Genomic DNA, 19,887 nt, shown 5'->3' on the forward strand with positions numbered 1-19,887 from the left:
TACGCCACCGGCGGGGTCCTCGTCCCCTCCGAACACCACATCGGCGCCTTCCACGACTGGATCACCGACAAGATCGGCGACGTCGTCCCCACCACGGGCGCCTGAGCACGCGCCGGTCCGCCGGGCCGGGCCCCGCAGCTCACGGGCTGCCGGGGCCCGGCCGGAGGGCCACGTCGGACCGCACCGCCCACCGGCACGTCAGCCATCCCCAGTAGACGCACATCCAGGCAGGAGCCTTCCATGACCGCCGTAGACACCCTTCCCTCCTCCGCGCAGCCGAGCGTGGCCCCCACGGCGGCGCCCGGCGGGAGGACACTCCCCCAGTTCGTGCTGACGATCACCTGCCAGGACCAGGTGGGGATCGTCCACGCCGTCACGGAGTTCCTCCTCGCCCACGGAGCCAACATCAAGGAGCACCAGCAGTTCGACGACCCCGTGCACGGCGTCGTCCATCTGCGCACCGCGTTCACCGGCCCGGACGAACTGCGCCTCGAGACGATGGAGACGGACTTCGCCGCCATCGCCGACCGGTTCGGCATGCGCTATCGCCTCCACGACCAGACGCCGCCCCGCATGCTGGTCATGGTGTCCAAGGGCGGTCACTGCCTCAACGACCTGATCTTCCGGTGGCGGGCCGGCGGTCTCGGGGGAGAGATCGCCCTGGTGGTCTCCAACCACGAGGATCTCCGCCCCATGGCCGAGGCGGCGGGCCTGCCCTTCCTCCACGTCCCCGTCTCCCCGGCGACCAAGGAGGCGGCGGAGCAGCGTCTGCTGGAGCTGGTCGAGGAGCACGACATCGACCTCGTGGTGCTGGCGCGCTACATGCAGATCCTCTCGGACGACCTGTGCCGCGCGCTGGCGGGGCGGGCCATCAACATCCACCACTCCTTCCTGCCGGGGTTCAAGGGAGCCCGTCCCTACCACCAGGCCTACGAGCGGGGCGTGAAGCTGGTCGGCGCCACCGCCCACTACGTCACGGCCGACCTGGACGAGGGACCGATCATCGAGCAGGAGGTCATCCGGGTGGACCACACCTACGACCCGCGGGCCCTCTCCACCGTGGGACAGGACGCCGAGGCGCTGGCCCTCTCCCGCGCGGTCCGCTGGCACTGCGAGCACCGCGTGCTCCTGGAGGGCACCAGCACCGTCGTCTTCCGCTGAGCCCCACCGTACCTGCGGCCCCGATCCTGCTTCGCCACCGGGTTCGGGGCCGCAGCCTCCCCTGCACCGGCCGGATCCACCGGCATCCGTCGCTGTCCGGCAGCACCCACCGAAGGAAACAGACCATGATCGGTTCGGAGACCCTCAACGACTACCTGGAGCGCCTGGCCTCCCGGGAGCCCACGCCCGGGGGCGGGGCGGCCGCGGCGCTGCACGCGGCCCAAGGAGCTGCCCTGATCGCCATGGTGGCGCGCTACACCACCGGTGCGCGGTACGCCCAGCACGAGGAGCGGTCCCTCCGGATCGCCGCCCGTGCCGACGGCATCATCCCGGAGGCGCTGCAGCTGGCCGACGACGACGAGAAGGCCTTCGCGGCCGTGATCGCCGCCTACCGCCTGCCCTCGGCCTCGGAGGAGGACCGAGCCGCTCGTTCCGAGGCCGTCCAACAGGCCACGATCGCGGCGGCCGCACCTCCGCGGGCGCTGATCGGCCTGGCGACGGAGGTGATCGACCTGGGCCGGGAGCTGGCCGAGTTCAGCAACCCCAATGTGATCAGCGACGTGGCCGCCGCCTCCGAGGCGGCCCGGGCGGCCATCGCCACGGCCCTCATCACGCTGGACATGAACATCAGCGCGATCACGGACGAGAGGACCCGGGCGGAGTTCACGGACGGCCTCCAGGACGGCCACGACGCCGTCCTGTCCGCCCAGTCCGTGACCGACCGCGTGCGCGAGAAGGTGATGGCATGACCGCGCGCCGGCTGACCGGGGCGCCCGTCGCACAGCGGCTGCGGGCCGAGACCGAGGACAACGTCACCACGCTGCGCCACCGCGGGGTGGTCCCCGGGCTGGCGGTCGTGGTGGCCACCGACAACGAGGCGACCCTGTGGTACGTCCGCTCCATCGCGCGAGCTGCGGACAGGGCGGGCGTGCACTGCACGGTCGTCGACCTCGGGGCGGACGCCGGCGAGGACGAGCTCGCCTCGACGCTCGCACTGCTCAGCGCGGACGAGGACGTCCACGGGATCATCCTGCAGACGCCCCTGCCACCGGGCGTGGACGGGGACGGGCTGGTGTCCCGCATCAGCGCCGCCAAGGACGTCGACGGGGCCAACCCCCTGAGCCTGGGACGCCTGACCGTGGGACAGGATGCCTTCGCCCCCGCGACGGCCCGCGCGGTGGTCGAGATCCTGGAGCACTACGAGGTGCCCCTCGCCGGCCGGCACGTCTCGGTGGTGGGTCGCTCAGCGGTCGTCGGCAAACCGCTGCTGCAGCTGCTGCTGCGGCGTGACGCCACCGTCACCGTCTGCCACTCCCGCTCCCGGCCGCTCGAGCGGTACACCTCCGAGGCGGAGATCGTCGTCGCGGCGGTGGGGCGGCCGGGCCTGCTCACCGGGGAGCACGTCCGTTCCGGTGCGGTGGTCGTCGACGTCGGCACCAACGTCCTCGACGACGGCGACCTGGTCGGCGATGTGGAGCCCGTCTCGACCACCGAGGTGGCGGCGGCCCTCACGCCCGTCCCCGGCGGTGTGGGCACGGTGACGACCGCTCTTCTCGTGCTGCACACGACGCAGGCGGCGCTGCGGCTCAGCGACGCGCTGGCCGCCACCCGGACGCCCGCGACGGGCGCCGTGCTCTGACCGCCGGACCGGTGCTCTGACTTCCGCCGGCGACGCCCAGCGGTGCCCGCGGAAGTCAGAGCACCTGGCGGATCTGCGTCTCGAAGTCCTGGACGTGGTGGAGCATGATCGTGCCGGCCTCCTCGGCGTCGCCCGCCAGGACAGCACTCAGCAGGGCGCTGTGGACGGTGATGTGCTCCTGCAGCTCGGGGATGCGGTCCGCCACCACGCACCAGATGCGGGTGGCCAGGTTGCTGTAGCGCTCCAGGGTGACCTGCAGGTGGGAGTTGCCGGCCGCGGCGTAGATCGCCCGGTGGATGCGCACGTCCCAGCGCAGCGCCTCGTCCTTGGGCAGCCCCTCGTTGCCCGGACCCGCCAGCAGGTCGCGCAGCTCCTCCAGCTGGGACCGGGAGTCCCCGCCGCGCCGTTCGGCCGCCAGCCGGGTGGCGAGGGGCTCCAGCACCTCACGGACCTGCGAGATCTCCGACAGCGCGGTGATGTCCACGGTGGTGGCGAACGTCCCGCGGCGGGAGTACGTGACCACCAGGTGTTCGGACTCGAGTCGCTTGAGCGCCTCGCGCAGCGGTGTCCGCCCGAGCTGCAGCTCCTGCGAGAGGCGGCCCTCGTTGAGCGGGGCTCCCGGGGGGATGTCCAGGAAGATCAGCCGGTCCTGCAGCTGCAGGAACGCCTGGTCGGCCAGGGAGAGCGGCTCGCCCTGGGCGTGGAGGGGCATGGTGGACATGGCGTGGTGTGCACTTTCCGTCGGCGTCGGGGAGCCACCGCGAGCGGACTCCTCCTGGAAGGGCCTTTCCCCTACCGTAGCGTCACATCCCCCCGGATGCGGCCTGGTTCCTGCGCCCGCTGTCCCACCGGGCCCTCGGAACCGTCGCCGTGGCGGAGGGGCTGCCCGCGGCCGGACGGGTTCACAGCACGACCCGCATGGTCCGCTCGAAGCTGGTGACGTGATCGAGGGCGAGATCGGCGGCCTCGTCGGCGCGCCCGGCGGCGATCGCCTCCAGCAGCTGCACGTGCTCGTGCACGTGCCCGGAGACCCCGGGCACCCGGTCCAGCACGAGGCACCAGATGCGGGTGGCGAGGTTGTCCAACCGCACCAGCGTCTCCTCGAGGTGGTCGTTGCCCGCGGCCCGGTAGATCAGACGGTGCACGTCGAGGTCCGCGCGCATGAACGTGCGGTTCGTCGCATCGCCGCAGGCGAGTTCCTCGAGGGTGCGGGCCAGGTCCTGCATCTGCTGCCGCACGGCCGGAGGAGCCGACAGGGCGGCCTTGTGCGCGGCGAGCGGTTCGAGGTGCCGGCGGAGCTCGGAGACGTCGGACAGGGCCGTGATGTCCACCTGCGTGGCGAACGTCCCCCTCCGGGCGTAGGAGACCACCAGGTGGTCCGTCTCCAGCCGCTTGAGCGCCTCCCGGATCGGAGTCCTGCCGATGCCCATCTCGGAGGCGAGGAGCGCGTCCTGGATCATGGCGCCCGGCCGGATCTCGAGCATGGTCAAGCGGTCCCGCAACCGCCCGTACGCCTGGTCTGCCAGCGACACGGGAACCTCTGGGCAGTGCTCGGTGATGGTCGTGGCGTTCATGACTTCCCTCCTGGATCGGGGCCGGTGGACCGAGGGCGACGCCGCGGAGGCGGAACGCGTTCCGTCATCCATTGACACCCTGTGACCCCTAGCATACCTTTGGAGCACAGCTGATATATCAAACTCGTATCAGCAATGGAATGCGATCCGTTTAGGAGCTCAGGGATGCCCGATCTGAACACTCACCTGGCCGAAGCCGACCCCGAGATCGCGGCGGCCATCGACCAGGAGCTGGTCCGCCAGCAGACCACGCTGGAGATGATCGCCTCGGAGAACTTCGCCCCCGTGTCGGTGATGGAGGCGCAGGGCTCGGTGCTGACCAACAAGTACGCCGAGGGCTACCCCGGCCGGCGCTACTACGGCGGCTGCGAGCACGTCGACGTGATCGAGCAGCTGGCCATCGACCGCCTCAAGGCGCTGTTCGGCGCCGAGCACGCCAACGTCCAGCCCCACTCCGGAGCCCAGGCCAACGCCGCGGCCATGCACGCCCTGATCAAGCCCGGGGACACCATCCTCGGCCTGGACCTCGCCCACGGCGGGCACCTCACCCACGGCATGAAGCTGAACTTCTCCGGCAGGCTCTACCAGGTCGCCGCCTACGGGGTCTCCGAGGACGACCACCGGGTCGACATGGACGCGGTCGCCCGGCTCGCCCGGGAGCACCGCCCGCAGCTCATCATCGCCGGCTGGTCCGCCTACACGAGGCAGCTGGACTTCGCCGCGTTCCGTGCGATCGCCGACGAGGTCGGGGCGTACCTGATGGTCGACATGGCGCACTTCGCCGGGCTCGTCGCCGCCGGGCTGCACCCCAACCCGGTGCCCCACGCCGATGTGGTGACCTCCACGACGCACAAGACGCTCGGCGGCCCGCGCGGCGGGGTGATCCTGTGCAAGCAGGAGCACGCGAAGAAGATCAACTCCGCCGTCTTCCCCGGTCAGCAGGGCGGACCCCTCGAGCACGTGATCGCCGCCAAGGCCGTGGCCTTCAAGCACGCCGCGGCCGAGGAGTTCACCGACCGCCAGGTGCGCACCCTGGAGGGCGCCAAGATCCTGGCCACCCGGCTGCTGTCCCCGGACGTCATGGCCACCGGGATCAACCTGGTCAGCGGCGGCACCGACGTGCACCTGGTCCTGGTGGACCTGCGGAACTCCGAGCTCGACGGCCAGCAGGGCGAGGACCGGCTGCACCGCATCGGGATCACGGTCAACCGCAACGCCGTGCCCTTCGACCCGCGCCCGCCGATGGTCTCGTCCGGGCTGCGCATCGGCACGCCGGCCCTGGCCGCCCGCGGCTTCGGGGCCGAGGAGTTCACCGAGGTCGCCGACATCATCGCCCAGGCGCTGATCCAGGAGCCGACCGACGACCTCGTCGAGCAGCTGCGCGACCGCGTCACGGCCCTGGCCGAGGCCTTCCCGCTCTACCCGCGCCTGTCCGCCCCTGTCCTGAACGGAGCCCGGTGATGGCTGATCTGCTTCCGGAGCACCCGGACTTCCTGTGGCACAACCCGGACCCGAAGTCCTCCTACGACGCCGTGATCGTCGGCGGCGGCGGGCACGGGCTCGCGACCGCCTACTACCTGGCCAAGAACCACGGCATGACCAACATCGCCGTCCTGGAGCGGGGCTGGCTGGCCGGCGGGAACATGGCACGCAACACCACGATCATCCGCTCCAACTACCTGTGGGACGAGTCCGCGGCGATGTACGAGCACTCCCTGAAGCTCTGGGAGATCCTGCCCGAGGAGCTGGAGTACGACTTCCTCTTCTCCCAGCGCGGAGTGATGAACCTGGCCCACACCCTGGGCGACGTCCGCGAGTCCGTGCGCCGGGTCAACGCGAACAAGCTCAACGGCATCGACGCGGAGTGGATCAGCCCGGACCAGGTCAAGGAGCTCTGCCCGATCATCAACATCGGCGACGACATCCGCTATCCGGTGATGGGGGCGACCTACCAGCCGCGCGCGGGCATCGCCAAGCACGACCACGTGGCGTGGGCGTTCGCCCGCAAGTGCGACGAGATGGGCGTGGACATCATCCAGAACTGCGAGGTCACCGGCTTCGTCAAGGACGGCGACCGGGTGGTGGCCGTGGAGACGTCCCGCGGGCGGATCAACACCGGCAAGGTCGGCCTCTGCGGGGCCGGGCACAGCTCCGTCCTGGCGGAGCTCGCCGGGTTCCGGCTGCCGATCCAGTCCCACCCGCTGCAGGCCCTGGTCTCGGAGCTGCACGAGCCCGTGCACCCGACCGTGGTGATGTCCAACCACGTGCACGTCTACGTCTCCCAGGCCCACAAGGGCGAGCTGGTCATGGGCGCCGGCGTGGACGCCTACAACGGCTACGGCCAGCGGGGCGCCTTCCACGTCATCGAGGACCAGATGGCGGCCGCGGTGGAGCTCTTCCCGATCTTCGCCCGCGCCCACGTGCTGCGGACCTGGGGCGGCATCGTCGACGTCACCCTGGACGCCTCGCCGATCGTCTCCAAGACGCCCGTGGACCAGATGTACGTCAACTGCGGCTGGGGAACCGGCGGGTTCAAGGGAACTCCCGGAGCCGGCTACTCCTTCGCCCACACCATCGCCAACGACGAGCCCCACCCCCTCAACGAGCCCTTCGCTCTGGAGCGGTTCGAGACCGGGGTCCTCATCGACGAGCACGGCGCCGCCGCCGTGGCCCACTAGGAGGCCGGACCACCATGCTGCTGATCGAGTGCCCCAACTGCGGGCTCCGCGACGAGACCGAGTACCAGTACGGCGGGGAGGCCCACGTGCCCTACCCCGAGGACCCCAGCCAGCTCTCCGACAAGGAGTGGGCGGAGTACCTCTTCTACCGCAACAACCCCAAGGGCCTGATCGCCGAGCGGTGGGCCCACGCCGTCGGCTGCCGCCGCTGGTTCAACGTCGTCCGCGACACCGTGACCTACGAGATCAAGGCCGTCTACAGGATGGGCGAGCCCAAGCCCGAGATCGGAGGCGTCAAGTGAGCGCTCAGACCCACCGCCTGCCGGCGCAGCAGAGTGCCGCCGGCAGCATCGACCGCACGAAGCCGGTGCGCTTCACCGTCGACGGGCAGGAGCACACCGGGTACGCCGGTGACACCCTGGCCTCGGCCCTGCTCGCCGCGGGGCGCATCCACTGCGGCGACTCGATGTACCTGGGCCGTCCGCGCGGGATCGTGTCCGCCGGCGTGGAGGAGCCCAACGCCCTGGTCAAGGTCGCTGCGCGCACGGAGGCCGACGTCGACGAGTCCATGCTCCCGGCCACCACGGTCGAGCTGACCGAGGGTCTGCAGGCGTCCTACCTGCGCGGTCTCGGACAGCTCGACCCCCGCAAGGACGAGGCCGTCTACGACCACAAGCACGTGCACACCGACGTCCTCGTCGTCGGCGCCGGGCCCGCCGGGCTGGCCGCGGCCCGCGAGGCCGCGAAGTCAGGGGCCAGGGTCATCCTCATGGACGAGCAGCCGCAGGCCGGTGGTTCCCTGCTGTCGGGCCGCGACGACGTCGTCGACGGCCTGCCCGCCCGCACCTGGGTGGCCGAGACCCTCGCCGCCCTCGTGGCGGCCCCGGAGGTCACGGTCCTGCACCGCACCACGGCCTTCGGCAACTACGACAGCAACTACGTCGTCGCCGTCCAGCGGCGCACCGGCCACCTCGCCGAGGCCCCCGGGGCCGGGGTGTCCCGGGAGCGGATCTGGCACGTGCGGGCGCAGCAGGTCGTGCTGGCCACCGGCGCCCACGAGCGGCCGGTGGTGTTCGCCAACAACGACCGCCCCGGCGTCATGCTCGCCGGCGCGGTGCGCACCTACCTCAACCGCTACGCGGTGGCCGCCGGCACGTCGGTGGTGGTGGCCACCACGAACGACTCCGCCTACGACCTGGTGGCCGACCTCGTCGCCGCCGGAGTGCGCGTCGCGGCCGTGGTCGACTCCCGCCCGGAGCTCCACGGCCGGGCCGCCGACATCGCCGCGACCACCGGGGTGCGCCTGTTCCCCGGCAGCGCCGTGGTGGACACCGCCGGCGACGGCGAGCACGGGCGGATCAGCGCCGTCACGGTCGCCGAGCTCGACGGGTCAGACACGCCGGCCGGCCCCACCACGACCGTGGACACGGATCTACTCGCCGTCTCGGGCGGGTGGACCCCGGTGGTCCACCTGCACAGCCAGCGGCAGGGGAAGCTGACCTGGGACGAGCGCCTCGCGGCGTTCGTACCGGCCGCCCCCGTGCGGGACCAGCACACCGCGGGCTCGGTCAACGGCACCACCGACCTCGCGTGGTGCCTCACCGAGGGCGCCCTCGCCGGCGCCGAGGCCGCCCGCCGGGCCGGCTTCGAGACCCAGCCCGAGACCCCGCACGCGGAGAGCGTCGAGTCCTCGCCGGTCCGGCAGCTGTGGCTGGTGCCCGGTCTCGAGGGCGGGTCCGCCGACTGGGCCCACCACTTCGTGGACCTCCAGCGCGATCAGACGGTCGCCGACGTGCTGCGCTCGACCGGCGCCGGCATGCGCAGCGTCGAGCACGTCAAGCGCTACACCTCCATCTCCACCGCCAACGACCAGGGCAAGACCTCCGGGGTCAACGCCATCGGCGTCATCGCCGCGGCCTTGAAGAGCACCGACGTCGGGGGCATCGGCACCACCACCTACCGCGCCCCCTACACCCCGGTGGCCTTCACGGCCCTGGCCGGACGACGGCGCGGCGAGCTGTTCGACCCGGCGCGGCTGACCTCGATCCACCCCTGGCACGTGGCCCACGGGGCCCTGTTCGAGGACGTGGGGCAGTGGAAGCGACCCTGGTACTACCCCCAGGACGGGGAGGACATGGACGCCGCCGTGCTGCGCGAGTGCGCCGCCGTGCGGACGGGTGTCGGCTTCATGGACGCCACCACCCTGGGCAAGATCGAGATCCGGGGCAAGGATGCCGGGGAGTTCCTCAACCGCGTCTACACCAACGCCTTCAAGAAGCTCAAGCCCGGCATGGGCCGCTACGGCGTCATGTGCACCCCCGACGGCATGGTCTTCGACGACGGCGTGACCCTGCGCCTGGACGAGGACCGGTACTTCATGACGACCACCACCGGTGGGGCGGCCAAGGTCCTGGAGTGGCTCGAGGAGTGGTCCCAGACCGAGTGGCCGGAGCTGGACGTGGTGTTCACCTCGGTCACCGAGCAGTACACCACCGTGGCCGTCGTCGGCCCGAAGTCCCGGGCCGTCATCGAGAAGCTCGCCCCGGAGCTGGACGTGTCCAACGAGGCGTTCCCGTTCATGGCCTTCCGCGAGACCGTCCTGGCCTCCGGGATCCCCGCGCGGGTCTGCCGGATCTCCTTCTCCGGGGAGCTGGCCTTCGAGATCAACGTCTCCTCCTGGTACGGCCTGTCGGTCTGGGAGTCCGTCGCGGAGGCCGGCGCCGAGTTCGGCATCACCCCGTACGGCACCGAGACCATGCACGTGCTGCGCGCGGAGAAGGCCTTCCCCATCGTGGGCCAGGACACCGACGGCACCGTCACCCCGCAGGACCTGGGGATGGACTGGGTGGTGTCCAAGACCAAGGACTTCATCGGCAGGCGCTCCTACGACCGCCCGTCCGCCACCAGCCCCGACCGCAAGCAGCTGGTCGCGGTCCTGCCGGTGGACCGGACGTTCCGGCTGCCGGAGGGTGCCCAGCTGGTCGACCACGGCACCCCCATCACCCCGGAGCAGGGGCCGGTCCCGATGGTCGGGCACGTCACCTCGAGCTACCGCAGCGCCGCCCTCGAGCGGACCTTCGGGCTCGCCCTGGTCGAGAACGGCCGCAACCGCATCGGTGAGACGCTCCAGGCCCCGCTCGACGGCCGGCTCGTGGACGTCGTCATCGCAGAACCCGTGCTCTACGACCCCGAAGGGAACCGCCGTGATGGCTGAGCAGCTCCTGACCGACACCACCACCCTGCGCCGCAGTCCCCTCGCCCACCTCGCGCAGCAGATGCACGAGCAGACCGTGACGGGCGAGCGGGGCGTGGCCCTGCGCGAGATCCCCTTCCTGACCATGGTCGGGATCCGGGTGGCGCCCGGCACTCCGGCCGCCGAGGCGGTCGCCGCCGCGGCCGGGATGCCCCTGCCGACCGGCCACGGCCGGGTCACCGGCACCGCCGGGGCCACGGCGATCCTGTGGATCGGCCCCGACGAGTTCCTGCTCGTCGGCCCCGAGGGCGCGGGGCCCGCGGAGATCGGCCATGCGGGGAGCGACCTCCGAGCGGCGGGCACCGACGACGCGGGCACCGCCGCCGGACTGGCCCGGGCCCTCGGCACCGAGCCCGGTCAGGCCGTGGACCTGTCCGCCAACCGCACCACGCTCGAGCTGTCCGGGCCCTCGGCCCGCGCGGTGCTCGAGAAGAGCTGCCACCTGGACCTGCACCCGCGGGCCTTCGCGGTCGGCACCGCCGTGGCCACGACCCTGGGCCCGGTGCAGGTGCTGCTGTGGCGGACCGCGGAGCTGACCTGGCGGATCATGCCGCGGGCCTCCTTCGCCGAGTACACCGCCCGGTGGCTGCTGGACGCCATGACGGAGTTCGCCTCCCCCGAGGTGCCCTGATGGCGCTGTCCGTCCTGGACCTGTTCTCCGTCGGCATCGGGCCCTCCTCGTCCCACACGGTGGGCCCGATGCGCGCCGCCCGGCTGTTCACGGAGGGGCTGGCCGGTGACGGCCTCCTCGACGCGGTCTCCCGGGTCCGGGCCGAGCTGTTCGGCTCCCTGGGCGCGACCGGGCACGGTCACGGTTCGGACAAGGCCGTGATCCTGGGGCTGCAGGGCGAGGACCCGGAGACCGTGGACACCGACACCGCCGACGCCCAGGTCCAGGCGAGCACGGACCGCGGTCAGCTGTGCCTGGCAGGGGTCCGCCCGATCCCCTTCGACCGGGCCGGGGACGTCGTGATGCACCGGCGCAAGTCGTTGCCGGCGCACCCCAACGGCATGACGTTCCACGCGTACGGGGCGGACGGCGAGCCGGTGCGGGAGCGCACCTACTACTCGGTGGGCGGCGGGTTCGTGGTGGACGGTGACGCGTCCGGGGCGGACCGCGTCGTCCAGGACACCACGGAGGTGCCGTACCCGTTCACCAGCGGCCGGCAGCTCCTGGAGCACTGCCGGCGCGAGCAGACGTCGATCGCGGGGATCATGCTCGCCAACGAGCTGTCCTGGCGCAGCGAGGAGCAGCTCCGGTCGAGCCTGCTGCACATCTGGGGCGTCATGCAGGAGTGTGTGGAGAACGGGTGCACCCGCACGGAGGCCCGGCTGCCCGGTGGGCTGAAGGTCCGCCGCCGGGCGCCGGGCCTGCGGGCGCGGCTCCGGGAGGCCGAGGCCGCCGCCGAGGCGTGTGCCGTCCGGCCGGCGTCCGATCCGCTGCAGGCCATGGAGTGGATCAACCTCTACGCCCTGGCGGTCAACGAGGAGAACGCCTCCGGCGGGCGGATCGTCACCGCCCCGACCAACGGGGCGGCGGGCATCATCCCCGCCGTGCTGCACTACTACGCCCGGTTCATCGCCGGGGCGGACGAGGACGGGGTGGTGGAGTTCCTGCTGACGGCGGCCGCCGTCGGCATCCTCATCAAGGAGAACGCCTCCATCTCCGGCGCGGAGATGGGCTGCCAGGGCGAGGTGGGCTCGGCCTGCTCCATGGCCGCCGCGGGCCTGTGCGCGGTGCTGGGCGGCACCCCGGAGCAGGTCGAGAACGCCGCCGAGGTCGGCATGGAGCACAACCTCGGGCTGACCTGCGATCCGGTGGGCGGGCTCGTGCAGATCCCGTGCATCGAGCGCAACGCGATCGCCTCCGTCAAGGCTATCAACGCCGCGCGTCTCGCCCTCCAGGGCGACGGCGAGCACACGGTCTCGCTCGACCAGGTCATCAAGACCATGCGCGAGACCGGCAACGACATGAAGATCAAGTACAAGGAGACCTCCCGTGGTGGACTGGCCGTCAACGTCATCGAATGCTGAGCAGCTCACGCAGCCGCAGGCCGTGTCCACGGCCCCTGCCACGACGGAGCTGGTGCTGACCCTCGACTGCCCCGAGAGACCGGGGATCGTGCACGCCGTCAGCGGTGTGCTCCTGGAGCACGGCTGCAACATCGTCGAGCTCACCCAGTTCGACGACCGGCGGCTCGGCCACTTCTTCATGCGCGTGCACGTCGCCTCGGCCACGGGCGACGGCCTCGACCCCGAGGCCCTCCGGACGGACCTGGCCCCGGTGGCCGAGCGCTTCGACATGCGCTGGGAGCTCAGCGAGCACGGGGCGAAGCGGCGCGTGCTGGTGATGGTCTCCAAGTTCGGCCACTGCCTCAACGACCTGCTCTTCCGCGCCCGGACCGGGGACCTGCCCGTGGACATCGTCGCGGTGGTCTCCAACCACCGGGACCACCAGCGCCTCGTCGAGTGGCACGGCATCCCGTTCTACCACGTGCCCGTCACCCGGGACACCAAGCCCCAGGCGGAGGCCCGCCTGCTGGAGCTCGTGGACCGGTTCGAGGTGGACCTCGTGGTCCTGGCGCGCTACATGCAGGTGCTCAGCGACTCGCTGGCCACCCGGATGGAGGGACGGGTGATCAACATCCACCACTCGTTCCTGCCCAGCTTCAAGGGGGCCAAGCCGTACCACCAGGCCTACGACCGCGGGGTGAAGACCGTGGGCGCCACGGCGCACTACGTCAACGCCGAGCTGGACGAGGGCCCGATCATCGCCCAGCAGCTCGTGGACGTGGACCACACCTATGGCCCGGAGGACCTCGTGGCGGCGGGCCGGGACACCGAGTGCAAGGCCCTGTCCAACGCGGTGAAGTGGCACTGCGAGGGCCGGGTCATTCTGCACGGCAACCGCACGGTCGTCCTGCGCTGAGCCGCTGGCCGGCCTGCACGGAGCGGGCGGCCCCGAGCAGGCCGGCCGGGAGTCCGACGGCTGAGGCGTGGTCCTGGGGCACGCCGTCCCGGCCCGCCCCGAAACCGGCTGCCCAGTCGCACGCGCACTAGCGGAGGTTGCGTCCGTCCGGCAGCTCTCGGTGACAGATCAGCGAGATGAGTTCGCCTGCCCGTGCGGCGACGGTCCTGCCCTCGCCCCACGACCAGTCGAGGTCGCCGGCCACCAGATGCATCCCTGCGAGATCGGTGCCGAAGAACTGCGCGGTGCCGCCGTCGGTCAGGCCGTCCAGGACCACGAGCGCCGCCTCGTCGGAGCAGGCACGGTCCAGCCCGACCGCGTTAGTGATGTCCAGGCCGTGCACGACCGCGTGGTGGAGCGCACCCATGGCTTCTCCACCAGGCGGTTCCCACGCGGCCAGCCGGGCCGAGCGCAGGTTCGCCAGGTGCTCGCCGACGGGCAGGGATCCGTCGCGCTGCGCCACATGGTCGGAGAGCCGCTGGAAGTCCCCGCCCATGGCCGCCAACTGCTGGGCGAATTGGTCCTTGCCCATGCGGGCGGGCATCGTGACATGCGCGACGACCTCACGCACGCGCCAGCCCGTGCACAGGGACGGCTGGTCCCACACCGCCTCCGGCTGGTCCTCCAGGCTGTCGGCGATGCGGATGAGGGTGTCTGAGACGAGGGCGTGCACGTCCATGAGGTTCCCCTTCGGGTGTCCTGCTGCCGAGCGGATCGTCGGCCGCGCCGCGGACGGCGCTCCTCGGCGCAGCACCGCCCTCACAGTCTGCGGCCCGACTCGCAGGAAGGCCATCACGATGTCACGCGTGACGCGCTGGTCCCGCAGTGGCCCCCGCCGGTCACATCGCCGCGCTCGGGGCCGGCGCGTTCCTCGGGCTCCCGTACCCACCAGCGCGTGAGCCGGGACGGAACCCCTGATCCCCCGGGGCGCTTCGCCTCCGGGGGATCAGGGGCCTTGTGCTGCGAGACGTCGCCCGGCTCGTCGCCTCCCGGCTCAGTGGCCGCGGTCGATCCACTCCTGCAGGTGGGGGGCTTCGGCCCCGATCGTGGTGGTGTCCCCGTGACCGGTGAGGACCTCCGTGGACTCCGGCAGCGTGAGCAGCCGGTCCCGGATGGAGTCGACGATCGTGGGGAAGTCCGAGTACGAGCGGCCGGTGGCGCCGGGACCGCCCTGGAAGAGGGTGTCCCCGGAGAACAGCACCCCGCCCTCGCCCAGGTCCGGCGCGGAGAAGCACACCGAGCCGGGCGAGTGGCCCGGGGTGTGCAGCGCGGTGAGGCGCACCCCGCCCACCGTGTAGACGTCACCGTCACGGATGATGCGGTCGAAGCGACGGGTCGGGTGGACCTGCTCCCAGAGCATCGTGTCGTCCGGGTGGAGGTACACCGGTGCCCGCAGCTCCTCGGCGACCTCCGCGACGGCGCGGATGTGGTCGTCGTGGCCGTGGGTGAGCAGGATGGCCGCCACCGCCCGGCCGCCAACGGCGTCCACGACCTTCTGCGGGGCGTGGGCCGGGTCGATGACCACGCACTGCTCGTCGTCGCCCACGATCCACACGTTGTTCTCGACCTCCCAGGTACCCCCGTCAAGGGAGAACGTCCCCGAGGTCACCAGGTGCTCCACCCGGACCCGGCCCGAGGCGTCCGTGCGCGGCGCGGCGGCCTGCCGCGCGGTCATCGGGCCGCTCCGGCCGGGGCGGCCGCGCCGGTCTCCAGGCCGCGCTCCTCCGCGCCGGTCGCCGAGCGGTCCAGCTCCACGACGGAGCGCAGGACGGTGCCGGCTTTCATCTTCGCGAAGGCCTCCTCGACGTCGTCCAGGCCGATGCGCTCGGTGACGAACCCGTCGAGGTCCAGCCGGCCGAGCCGGTACTGGTCCACCAGCATCGGGAAGTCCCTGGAGGGGAGGGTGTCGCCGTACCAGGCGGACTTGATGGACCCGCCGCGGCCGAAGACCTCGTCCAGCGGGATCTCCCACGTGGTGCCGGGGGCAGGCACCCCGACCAATACCATCCGGCCGGCCAGGTCACGGGCCTCGAACGCCTGCTTGAAGGTGGGGGCGATGCCCACGGCGTCGATCACCAGGTCGGCGCCGTTGCCGCCCGTGAGCGCCCGGATCGCCGCCACGGGGTCCTGCTCCTTCGAGTTGACCACGTGGGTGGCGCCGAAATTCTCCGCGGTGGCAAGCTTCTCGTCGTCGAGGTCCACGGCCACGATCGTGGTGGCCCCGGCCAGTGCGGCACCGGCGATCGCGGCCGCCCCGACCCCACCGCAACCGATCACGGCCACGGACTCCCCGCGCTTCACGGCGCCGGTGTTGAGCACCGCGCCGATGCCGGCCATCACGCCGCACCCGAGCAGCCCGACGGCCGCGTACTGGTGCGGTTCGAGGTCCGCCTCGATCTTGGTGCACTGCCCGGCGGCCACCAGGGTCTTCTCGGCGAACGACCCGATGCCCAGCGCCGGGGTCAGCGGGGTGCCGTCCTCGAGCGTCATCTTCTGGGTGGCGTTGTGGGTGGCGAAGCAGTACCAGGGCTCGCCCCTGCGACAGGCCCGGCACTCCCCGCACACCGCCCGCCAGTTCAGGATCACGTGGTCGCCCACGGCGACCTCCGTCACCCCCTCCCCGACCGCGGACACCACGCCCGAGGACTCGTGGCCGAGCAGGAACGGGAAGTCGTCGCCCACCCCGCCCTCGACGTAGTGGTGGTCCGTCTGGCACACCCCGCAGGTGAGCACGTCCACCAGTGCCTCGCCCGGTCCCGGGTCCGGGACCAGAATGGTCTCCACACTCACGGGCTGGTTCTTGCCCTTCGACACCACGCCTTTGACCTTGTGCATGCTGGAACTGCCTTTCGTCGTCGTCGGCACCGGAAACGGTGCTCGCTCGCAGAAGTCGTACTGGGAAGTCCCGAGGTCGGGACGAAGAGCCGCGGCCGGAGCGGCGCACGCCAGGCCGCGGCGGCAGACACCTCAGCCGCGGATGCGCTCCATGCCGGGGTCCACGAGCGGCTCGGCGCTGACCGTGGCGGGGACGCGCTCGCCGAGGTACTCGATCTCGACGCCGTCCCCCTCGGAGAGCTCCGGCGGGAGCCAGGCGTAGGCGACCGGGCGTCCCACGGTGTGGCCGAAGACGGCGCTGGTGACGTAGCCGGCGGCGGCGCCGTCCACGTACACGGGCTCCTTGCCCAGGACCACGGAGCGGCCGTCGTCGATCGTCAGGCAGCGCAGCCGGCGCCGCACCTGGCCGCCGGAGGCCACGGCCGCCGAGCCCACGAACTCGCCCTTGTCCTTCTTGACGGCGAAGTCCAGTCCCGCCTCCACCGCGGTGTGCTCGGTGGTCATGTCGGTGCCCCAGGAGCGGTAGCCCTTCTCCACGCGCAGGCTGTTGAAGGCGGCGCGCCCCGCGGGGACGATGCCGAACTCCTGGCCCGCCTCGTGCAGCAGGTCCCACAGCCGCAGACCCTGGTCGGCGGTGGTGTACAGCTCCCACCCGAGCTCGCCCACGTAGGAGAGGCGCATCGCGGTGACCCGCAGGCTGCCCACCCGGATCTGCTTGGTGCGGAAGTACTTCAGGCCGTCGTTGGACAGGTCGTCACGGGAGACCTTCGCCATGACCTCCCGGGCCTTCGGCCCCCACAGCCCGATGCAGCACGTCTCGGCGGTGGTGTCCCGGACCAGGGCCCAGGCGGTGGGGTCCTCGGCGCTCTGCCGGGTCGCCTCGGCGGACAGGTACGCCACGTCGACGCTGCTGTTGATGCCGGCCTGGAACAGGTTCTCGCTGAGCCGGGCCACGGTGATGTCGCTGCGGATCCCGGCCTTCTCGTCCAGCAGGAGGCAGTACGTCACGGCGCCCGGCTTGCGCAGGATGTTGCCGGTGGTGAGCCGCTGCAGCAGAGCGGCGGCCCCGGGCCCTTCGACCGTCACGCGCTTGAGCGGGGTCATGTCGTACATCGCCACGGCGGTGCGGGTCTTCCAGGCCTCGACCGCCGCGATCGGCGAGTGGAACCGGGCCGCCCACGGCTCGCGCTCCGGCTCGCGCCACTCCTCGGGCAGCTGCTCCAGGAGCGCGGCGTTGGACTCGTACCAGTGCGGGCGCTCCCACCCGTGGCTCTCCAGGAAGAACGCGCCGAGCTCCAGCTCCCGGGGATAGAACGGGCTGACCCGCAGGTTGCGCGGCGACTCCCGTGGCTGGAGGGGGTGGAGGACGTCGTAGATCTCCACGAAGTTCTGCTTGCCCGTCTCCTCGACGTACTCCGGGGAGAGCTGCACGTCGTCGAACCTGGTGGCCTCGCAGCCGTGCAGGTCCGTCTCCGGGGTGCCGTCCACCAGCAGCTCGGCCACGGCCTTGGCCACGCCCGAGGAGTGGGTGACCCACACGGCCTCCGCCACCCAGAACCCGGCGAGGTCCGGGGACTCGCCGATGAGCGGGCCCCCGTCCGGGGTGAAGGAGAAGATCCCGTTGAAGCCCTCGGCCACCTCGCTGCCGCGCAGGCTGGGGAGGAAGCGCCGGCTCTCGGCCCACTGCTCGGTGAAGTCCTCGGGCGTGAAGTCCAGGCGGGAGGGCATCCGGTCGTGGGCGATGTCGCGGGGCGCGTAGTGCGGCAGGTCGGACAGATCCACCGGCATCGGGCGGTGCGCGTAGGAGCCGATGCCGATCCGGTCCCCCCACTCCCGGTAGTAGAGGTCCGCGTCCTGGTGCCGGAGGATCGGCAGGGTCGCGCCGTTCGGGGCGTCGTGCTTGCCGACCAGCTCCGGGACCGCGGAGGTGAAGACGTACTGGTGGGCCAGCGGCTGGATGGGGCACGGCATGCCGGCCATCTCGCCGATCGCGGGCCCCCAGAATCCGGCGCAGGAGACGACGATGTCCGCCGGCACGGTTCCGTCGGACGTGGTCACGCCGGTCACGCGGCCGTTCGACCGCTCGATGCCGGTGACGGTCGTCTCCGCGCAGTAGGTCACGCCGGCGCGGGTGGTGCGCTCGATGAGCACCTGCACCGCCTTGGCCGCCAGGGCGAGCCCGTCCGTCGGCACGTGGTAGCCGCCCAGCACCATCTCGGGGTTGACCAGGGGGTGCTGCGCGAGCACCTCCTCGGGAGTGAGCAGCCGGCCCTCGATCCCCCACGACGTCGCGTAGCCCACCTTGCGCTTGAGCTCCTCCAGCCGCGCCGGCGTGGTGGCCACCTCGAGGCCGCCGACCTGGTTGAAGCAGCCCAGGGACACGAGCTTCTCCACGGTGTACCGCGCGAGGTGGGTCATCGTCCGTGACGGGTTCGTCTGGTAGACGAGTCCGGGCGCGTGGGACGTCGAGCCGCCGGGAAGCGGCAGCGGGCCCTGCTCGAGGACGGTGACGTCGGTCCAGCCGCGCTGGACGAGCTCGTCGGCAAGGTTGGTGCCGACGATGCCGGCGCCGATGATGACGACGCGAGGGGTGGTGCTCATGGGGCGGTTCTCCTGACCTGCGGGTGTCGTGCGGGGATCGGCCGGGCTCAGCTCGGCTGGGACTCGTGGCCGTTGACGGTGAGACCGGGCGGCAGGTTCGGCGCTTCGGACGACTCCTCGACCATGATGATGCCGTCCACGACGCTCACCTCGTGGGCCCGGACCGGCAGCTTGGCCGGCGGGGCGTCCACCGCGCCGGTGCGCAGGTTGAACTTGGACGCGTGCAGGGGGCACTCCACCTCGCACCCCTCCACCCAGCCGTCGGCGAGCGATGCGTCCTGGTGGGTGCAGGTGTCGTCGAGGGCGAACAGCTCGCCCTCCTCCGTGTGGAACACGGCGATGGGCGGGACGGTGTCGAGGCGCAGGGCGTCACCGGGTGCGAGGTCCTTGAGGGGACAGGCCTTGTGCATCGGATCGGATCCTTTCCTGAGGAGGACGGGCCTGCCGTACCGGAGGTCTCTCACCGGCCTGGGCGGCTCACCATGAGCAACAAGCGTTGCATTACGCAACATCGTGAAGACCTCCGCGGGGCACTGTCAAGAGATCGGCCCAAACCGGATGGTGACCGGGCCCACAGGCCGACGCAATGTAAATTTCCCGAGTCGTATTGCCGGAACCTCTTGACGGGCCCCGTGAGGGCGCTCACGCTTGGTCTCACATTACGAACCGTGTTGCATGACTTGCGAAGCAGCTCAGGATCTCAGCTTCTGCTCCTCGTCGTGGTTCCGGGTCATCCGTTGTCTGTCTCCTGAAAGGGGTCCCTTCATGGAGTCCCTCGTCATTGTCGGGGCGTCCCTGGCCGGCCTGTCGGCCGCCCGGGCCGCGCGCAACCTCGGGTTCGCCGGGCGGGTGGTGATCATCGGTGATGATCCCCAGCGCCCCTACGACCGCCCACCGCTGTCCAAGGACTTCCTCGCCGGCCGGATCGAGGCCGCCGACCTCGCCCTGGAGACCGACACCGAGGCCCTGGACGCGGAATGGATCCTCGGGACCCCGGCGGTGTCCTTCGACCCGGCCACCCGCCTGGTGCACCTGGCCGACGGGACCACCGTGCACGCACCGGCCCTGGTCATCGCCACCGGCGCCTCGCCCCGGACCCTGCCCCCCATCGCGGGCGCGGACAACGTGGTGACCCTGCGCACCATCGCCGACGCGCAGAAGCTGCGCGAGCTCGTGCG

General features: G+C 71.6%; 18 protein-coding genes. 11 read left to right on the forward strand and 7 right to left on the reverse strand.

Features of this window, described 5'->3' with window-relative positions:
• Window positions 1-240: 240 nt before the first annotated feature.
• The 3 genes from purU (RF644_RS18380) to RF644_RS18390 all read left to right on the forward strand — a co-directional run bounded on the left by purU (RF644_RS18380) (window position 241) and on the right by RF644_RS18390 (window position 2,800).
• Window positions 241-1,161 (forward strand): formyltetrahydrofolate deformylase, encoded by a 921-nt coding sequence (gene purU, locus RF644_RS18380; RefSeq protein ID WP_368797616.1) that lies wholly within the window; start codon window positions 241-243, stop codon window positions 1,159-1,161.
• 125 nt (window positions 1,162-1,286) lie between these two features.
• Window positions 1,287-1,910, forward strand: a complete 624-nt coding sequence (locus tag RF644_RS18385; protein WP_368797617.1) for a cyclodeaminase/cyclohydrolase family protein — start codon at window positions 1,287-1,289, stop codon at window positions 1,908-1,910.
• The gene (locus RF644_RS18390; RefSeq protein ID WP_368797618.1) at window positions 1,907-2,800 is read left to right on the forward strand and encodes a bifunctional 5,10-methylenetetrahydrofolate dehydrogenase/5,10-methenyltetrahydrofolate cyclohydrolase; all 894 of its coding nucleotides are present in this window, start codon (window positions 1,907-1,909) and stop codon (window positions 2,798-2,800) included. The genes RF644_RS18385 and RF644_RS18390 overlap by 4 nt, the downstream gene beginning before the upstream one ends.
• A gap of 55 nt (window positions 2,801-2,855) precedes the next feature.
• Here the strand turns inward: RF644_RS18390 and RF644_RS18395 are convergent, their stop codons facing one another.
• The gene (locus tag RF644_RS18395) at window positions 2,856-3,521 is read right to left on the reverse strand and encodes a GntR family transcriptional regulator (protein WP_368797619.1); all 666 of its coding nucleotides are present in this window, start codon (window positions 3,519-3,521) and stop codon (window positions 2,856-2,858) included.
• A gap of 181 nt (window positions 3,522-3,702) precedes the next feature.
• The gene (locus RF644_RS18400) at window positions 3,703-4,374 is read right to left on the reverse strand and encodes a GntR family transcriptional regulator (RefSeq protein ID WP_368797620.1); all 672 of its coding nucleotides are present in this window, start codon (window positions 4,372-4,374) and stop codon (window positions 3,703-3,705) included.
• Between the two features lie 165 nt (window positions 4,375-4,539).
• Here RF644_RS18400 and glyA point away from each other — a divergent pair, with 165 nt between their 5' ends.
• From glyA to purU (RF644_RS18435), 7 genes are read left to right on the forward strand one after another with little or no spacing between them, the layout of a single operon-like run.
• Complete coding sequence (glyA, locus tag RF644_RS18405) at window positions 4,540-5,835, forward strand: serine hydroxymethyltransferase (RefSeq protein ID WP_368797621.1); 1,296 nt, start codon at window positions 4,540-4,542, stop codon at window positions 5,833-5,835.
• Window positions 5,835-7,052 carry a sarcosine oxidase subunit beta family protein gene (locus tag RF644_RS18410; RefSeq protein ID WP_368797622.1) on the forward strand — a complete coding sequence of 406 codons (1,218 nt, stop codon included), beginning with the start codon at window positions 5,835-5,837 and terminating at the stop codon, window positions 7,050-7,052. The genes glyA and RF644_RS18410 overlap by 1 nt, the downstream gene beginning before the upstream one ends.
• Before the next feature lie 14 nt (window positions 7,053-7,066).
• Window positions 7,067-7,354 carry a sarcosine oxidase subunit delta gene (locus RF644_RS18415; protein WP_133409846.1) on the forward strand — a complete coding sequence of 96 codons (288 nt, stop codon included), beginning with the start codon at window positions 7,067-7,069 and terminating at the stop codon, window positions 7,352-7,354.
• Complete coding sequence (locus RF644_RS18420) at window positions 7,351-10,266, forward strand: sarcosine oxidase subunit alpha family protein (protein WP_368797623.1); 2,916 nt, start codon at window positions 7,351-7,353, stop codon at window positions 10,264-10,266. Before RF644_RS18415 ends, RF644_RS18420 begins: the two co-directional genes overlap by 4 nt.
• On the forward strand, window positions 10,259-10,936 hold the full coding sequence (locus RF644_RS18425; protein ID WP_368797624.1) for a sarcosine oxidase subunit gamma: 678 nt from the start codon (window positions 10,259-10,261) through the stop codon (window positions 10,934-10,936). Before RF644_RS18420 ends, RF644_RS18425 begins: the two co-directional genes overlap by 8 nt.
• Entirely contained in the window at window positions 10,936-12,339 is a 1,404-nt protein-coding gene (locus tag RF644_RS18430; protein WP_368797625.1) for an L-serine ammonia-lyase, read from the forward strand. Before RF644_RS18425 ends, RF644_RS18430 begins: the two co-directional genes overlap by 1 nt.
• A gap of 22 nt (window positions 12,340-12,361) precedes the next feature.
• The gene (gene purU, locus RF644_RS18435; RefSeq protein WP_368797632.1) at window positions 12,362-13,234 is read left to right on the forward strand and encodes a formyltetrahydrofolate deformylase; all 873 of its coding nucleotides are present in this window, start codon (window positions 12,362-12,364) and stop codon (window positions 13,232-13,234) included.
• Window positions 13,235-13,361: 127 nt separating this feature from the next.
• Here purU (RF644_RS18435) and RF644_RS18440 read toward each other — a convergent pair whose 3' ends face one another.
• From RF644_RS18440 to RF644_RS18460, 5 genes are all read right to left on the reverse strand, one after another.
• Window positions 13,362-13,952, reverse strand: a complete 591-nt coding sequence (locus RF644_RS18440; RefSeq protein ID WP_368797626.1) for a maleylpyruvate isomerase family mycothiol-dependent enzyme — start codon at window positions 13,950-13,952, stop codon at window positions 13,362-13,364.
• A gap of 315 nt (window positions 13,953-14,267) precedes the next feature.
• Window positions 14,268-14,948, reverse strand: coding sequence for an MBL fold metallo-hydrolase (locus RF644_RS18445; RefSeq protein ID WP_368797627.1), 681 nt, complete (start codon window positions 14,946-14,948; stop codon window positions 14,268-14,270).
• Complete coding sequence (locus RF644_RS18450) at window positions 14,945-16,108, reverse strand: S-(hydroxymethyl)mycothiol dehydrogenase (protein ID WP_368797628.1); 1,164 nt, start codon at window positions 16,106-16,108, stop codon at window positions 14,945-14,947. Before RF644_RS18450 ends, RF644_RS18445 begins: the two co-directional genes overlap by 4 nt.
• Window positions 16,109-16,240: 132 nt before the next feature.
• The gene (locus RF644_RS18455) at window positions 16,241-18,709 is read right to left on the reverse strand and encodes an FAD-dependent oxidoreductase (RefSeq protein WP_368797629.1); all 2,469 of its coding nucleotides are present in this window, start codon (window positions 18,707-18,709) and stop codon (window positions 16,241-16,243) included.
• Window positions 18,710-18,756: 47 nt separating this feature from the next.
• Window positions 18,757-19,119 carry a bifunctional 3-phenylpropionate/cinnamic acid dioxygenase ferredoxin subunit gene (locus RF644_RS18460; RefSeq protein WP_368797630.1) on the reverse strand — a complete coding sequence of 121 codons (363 nt, stop codon included), beginning with the start codon at window positions 19,117-19,119 and terminating at the stop codon, window positions 18,757-18,759.
• Between the two features lie 355 nt (window positions 19,120-19,474).
• Between RF644_RS18460 and RF644_RS18465 the strand changes: the two genes are divergently transcribed.
• The coding region (locus RF644_RS18465) for an FAD-dependent oxidoreductase (RefSeq protein ID WP_368797631.1) at window positions 19,475-19,887 on the forward strand (413 nt) is incomplete at its 3' end.

The organism is Kocuria sp. CPCC 205258, assembly GCF_040981005.1.
Lineage (GTDB): Bacteria > Actinomycetota > Actinomycetes > Actinomycetales > Micrococcaceae > Kocuria > Kocuria rosea.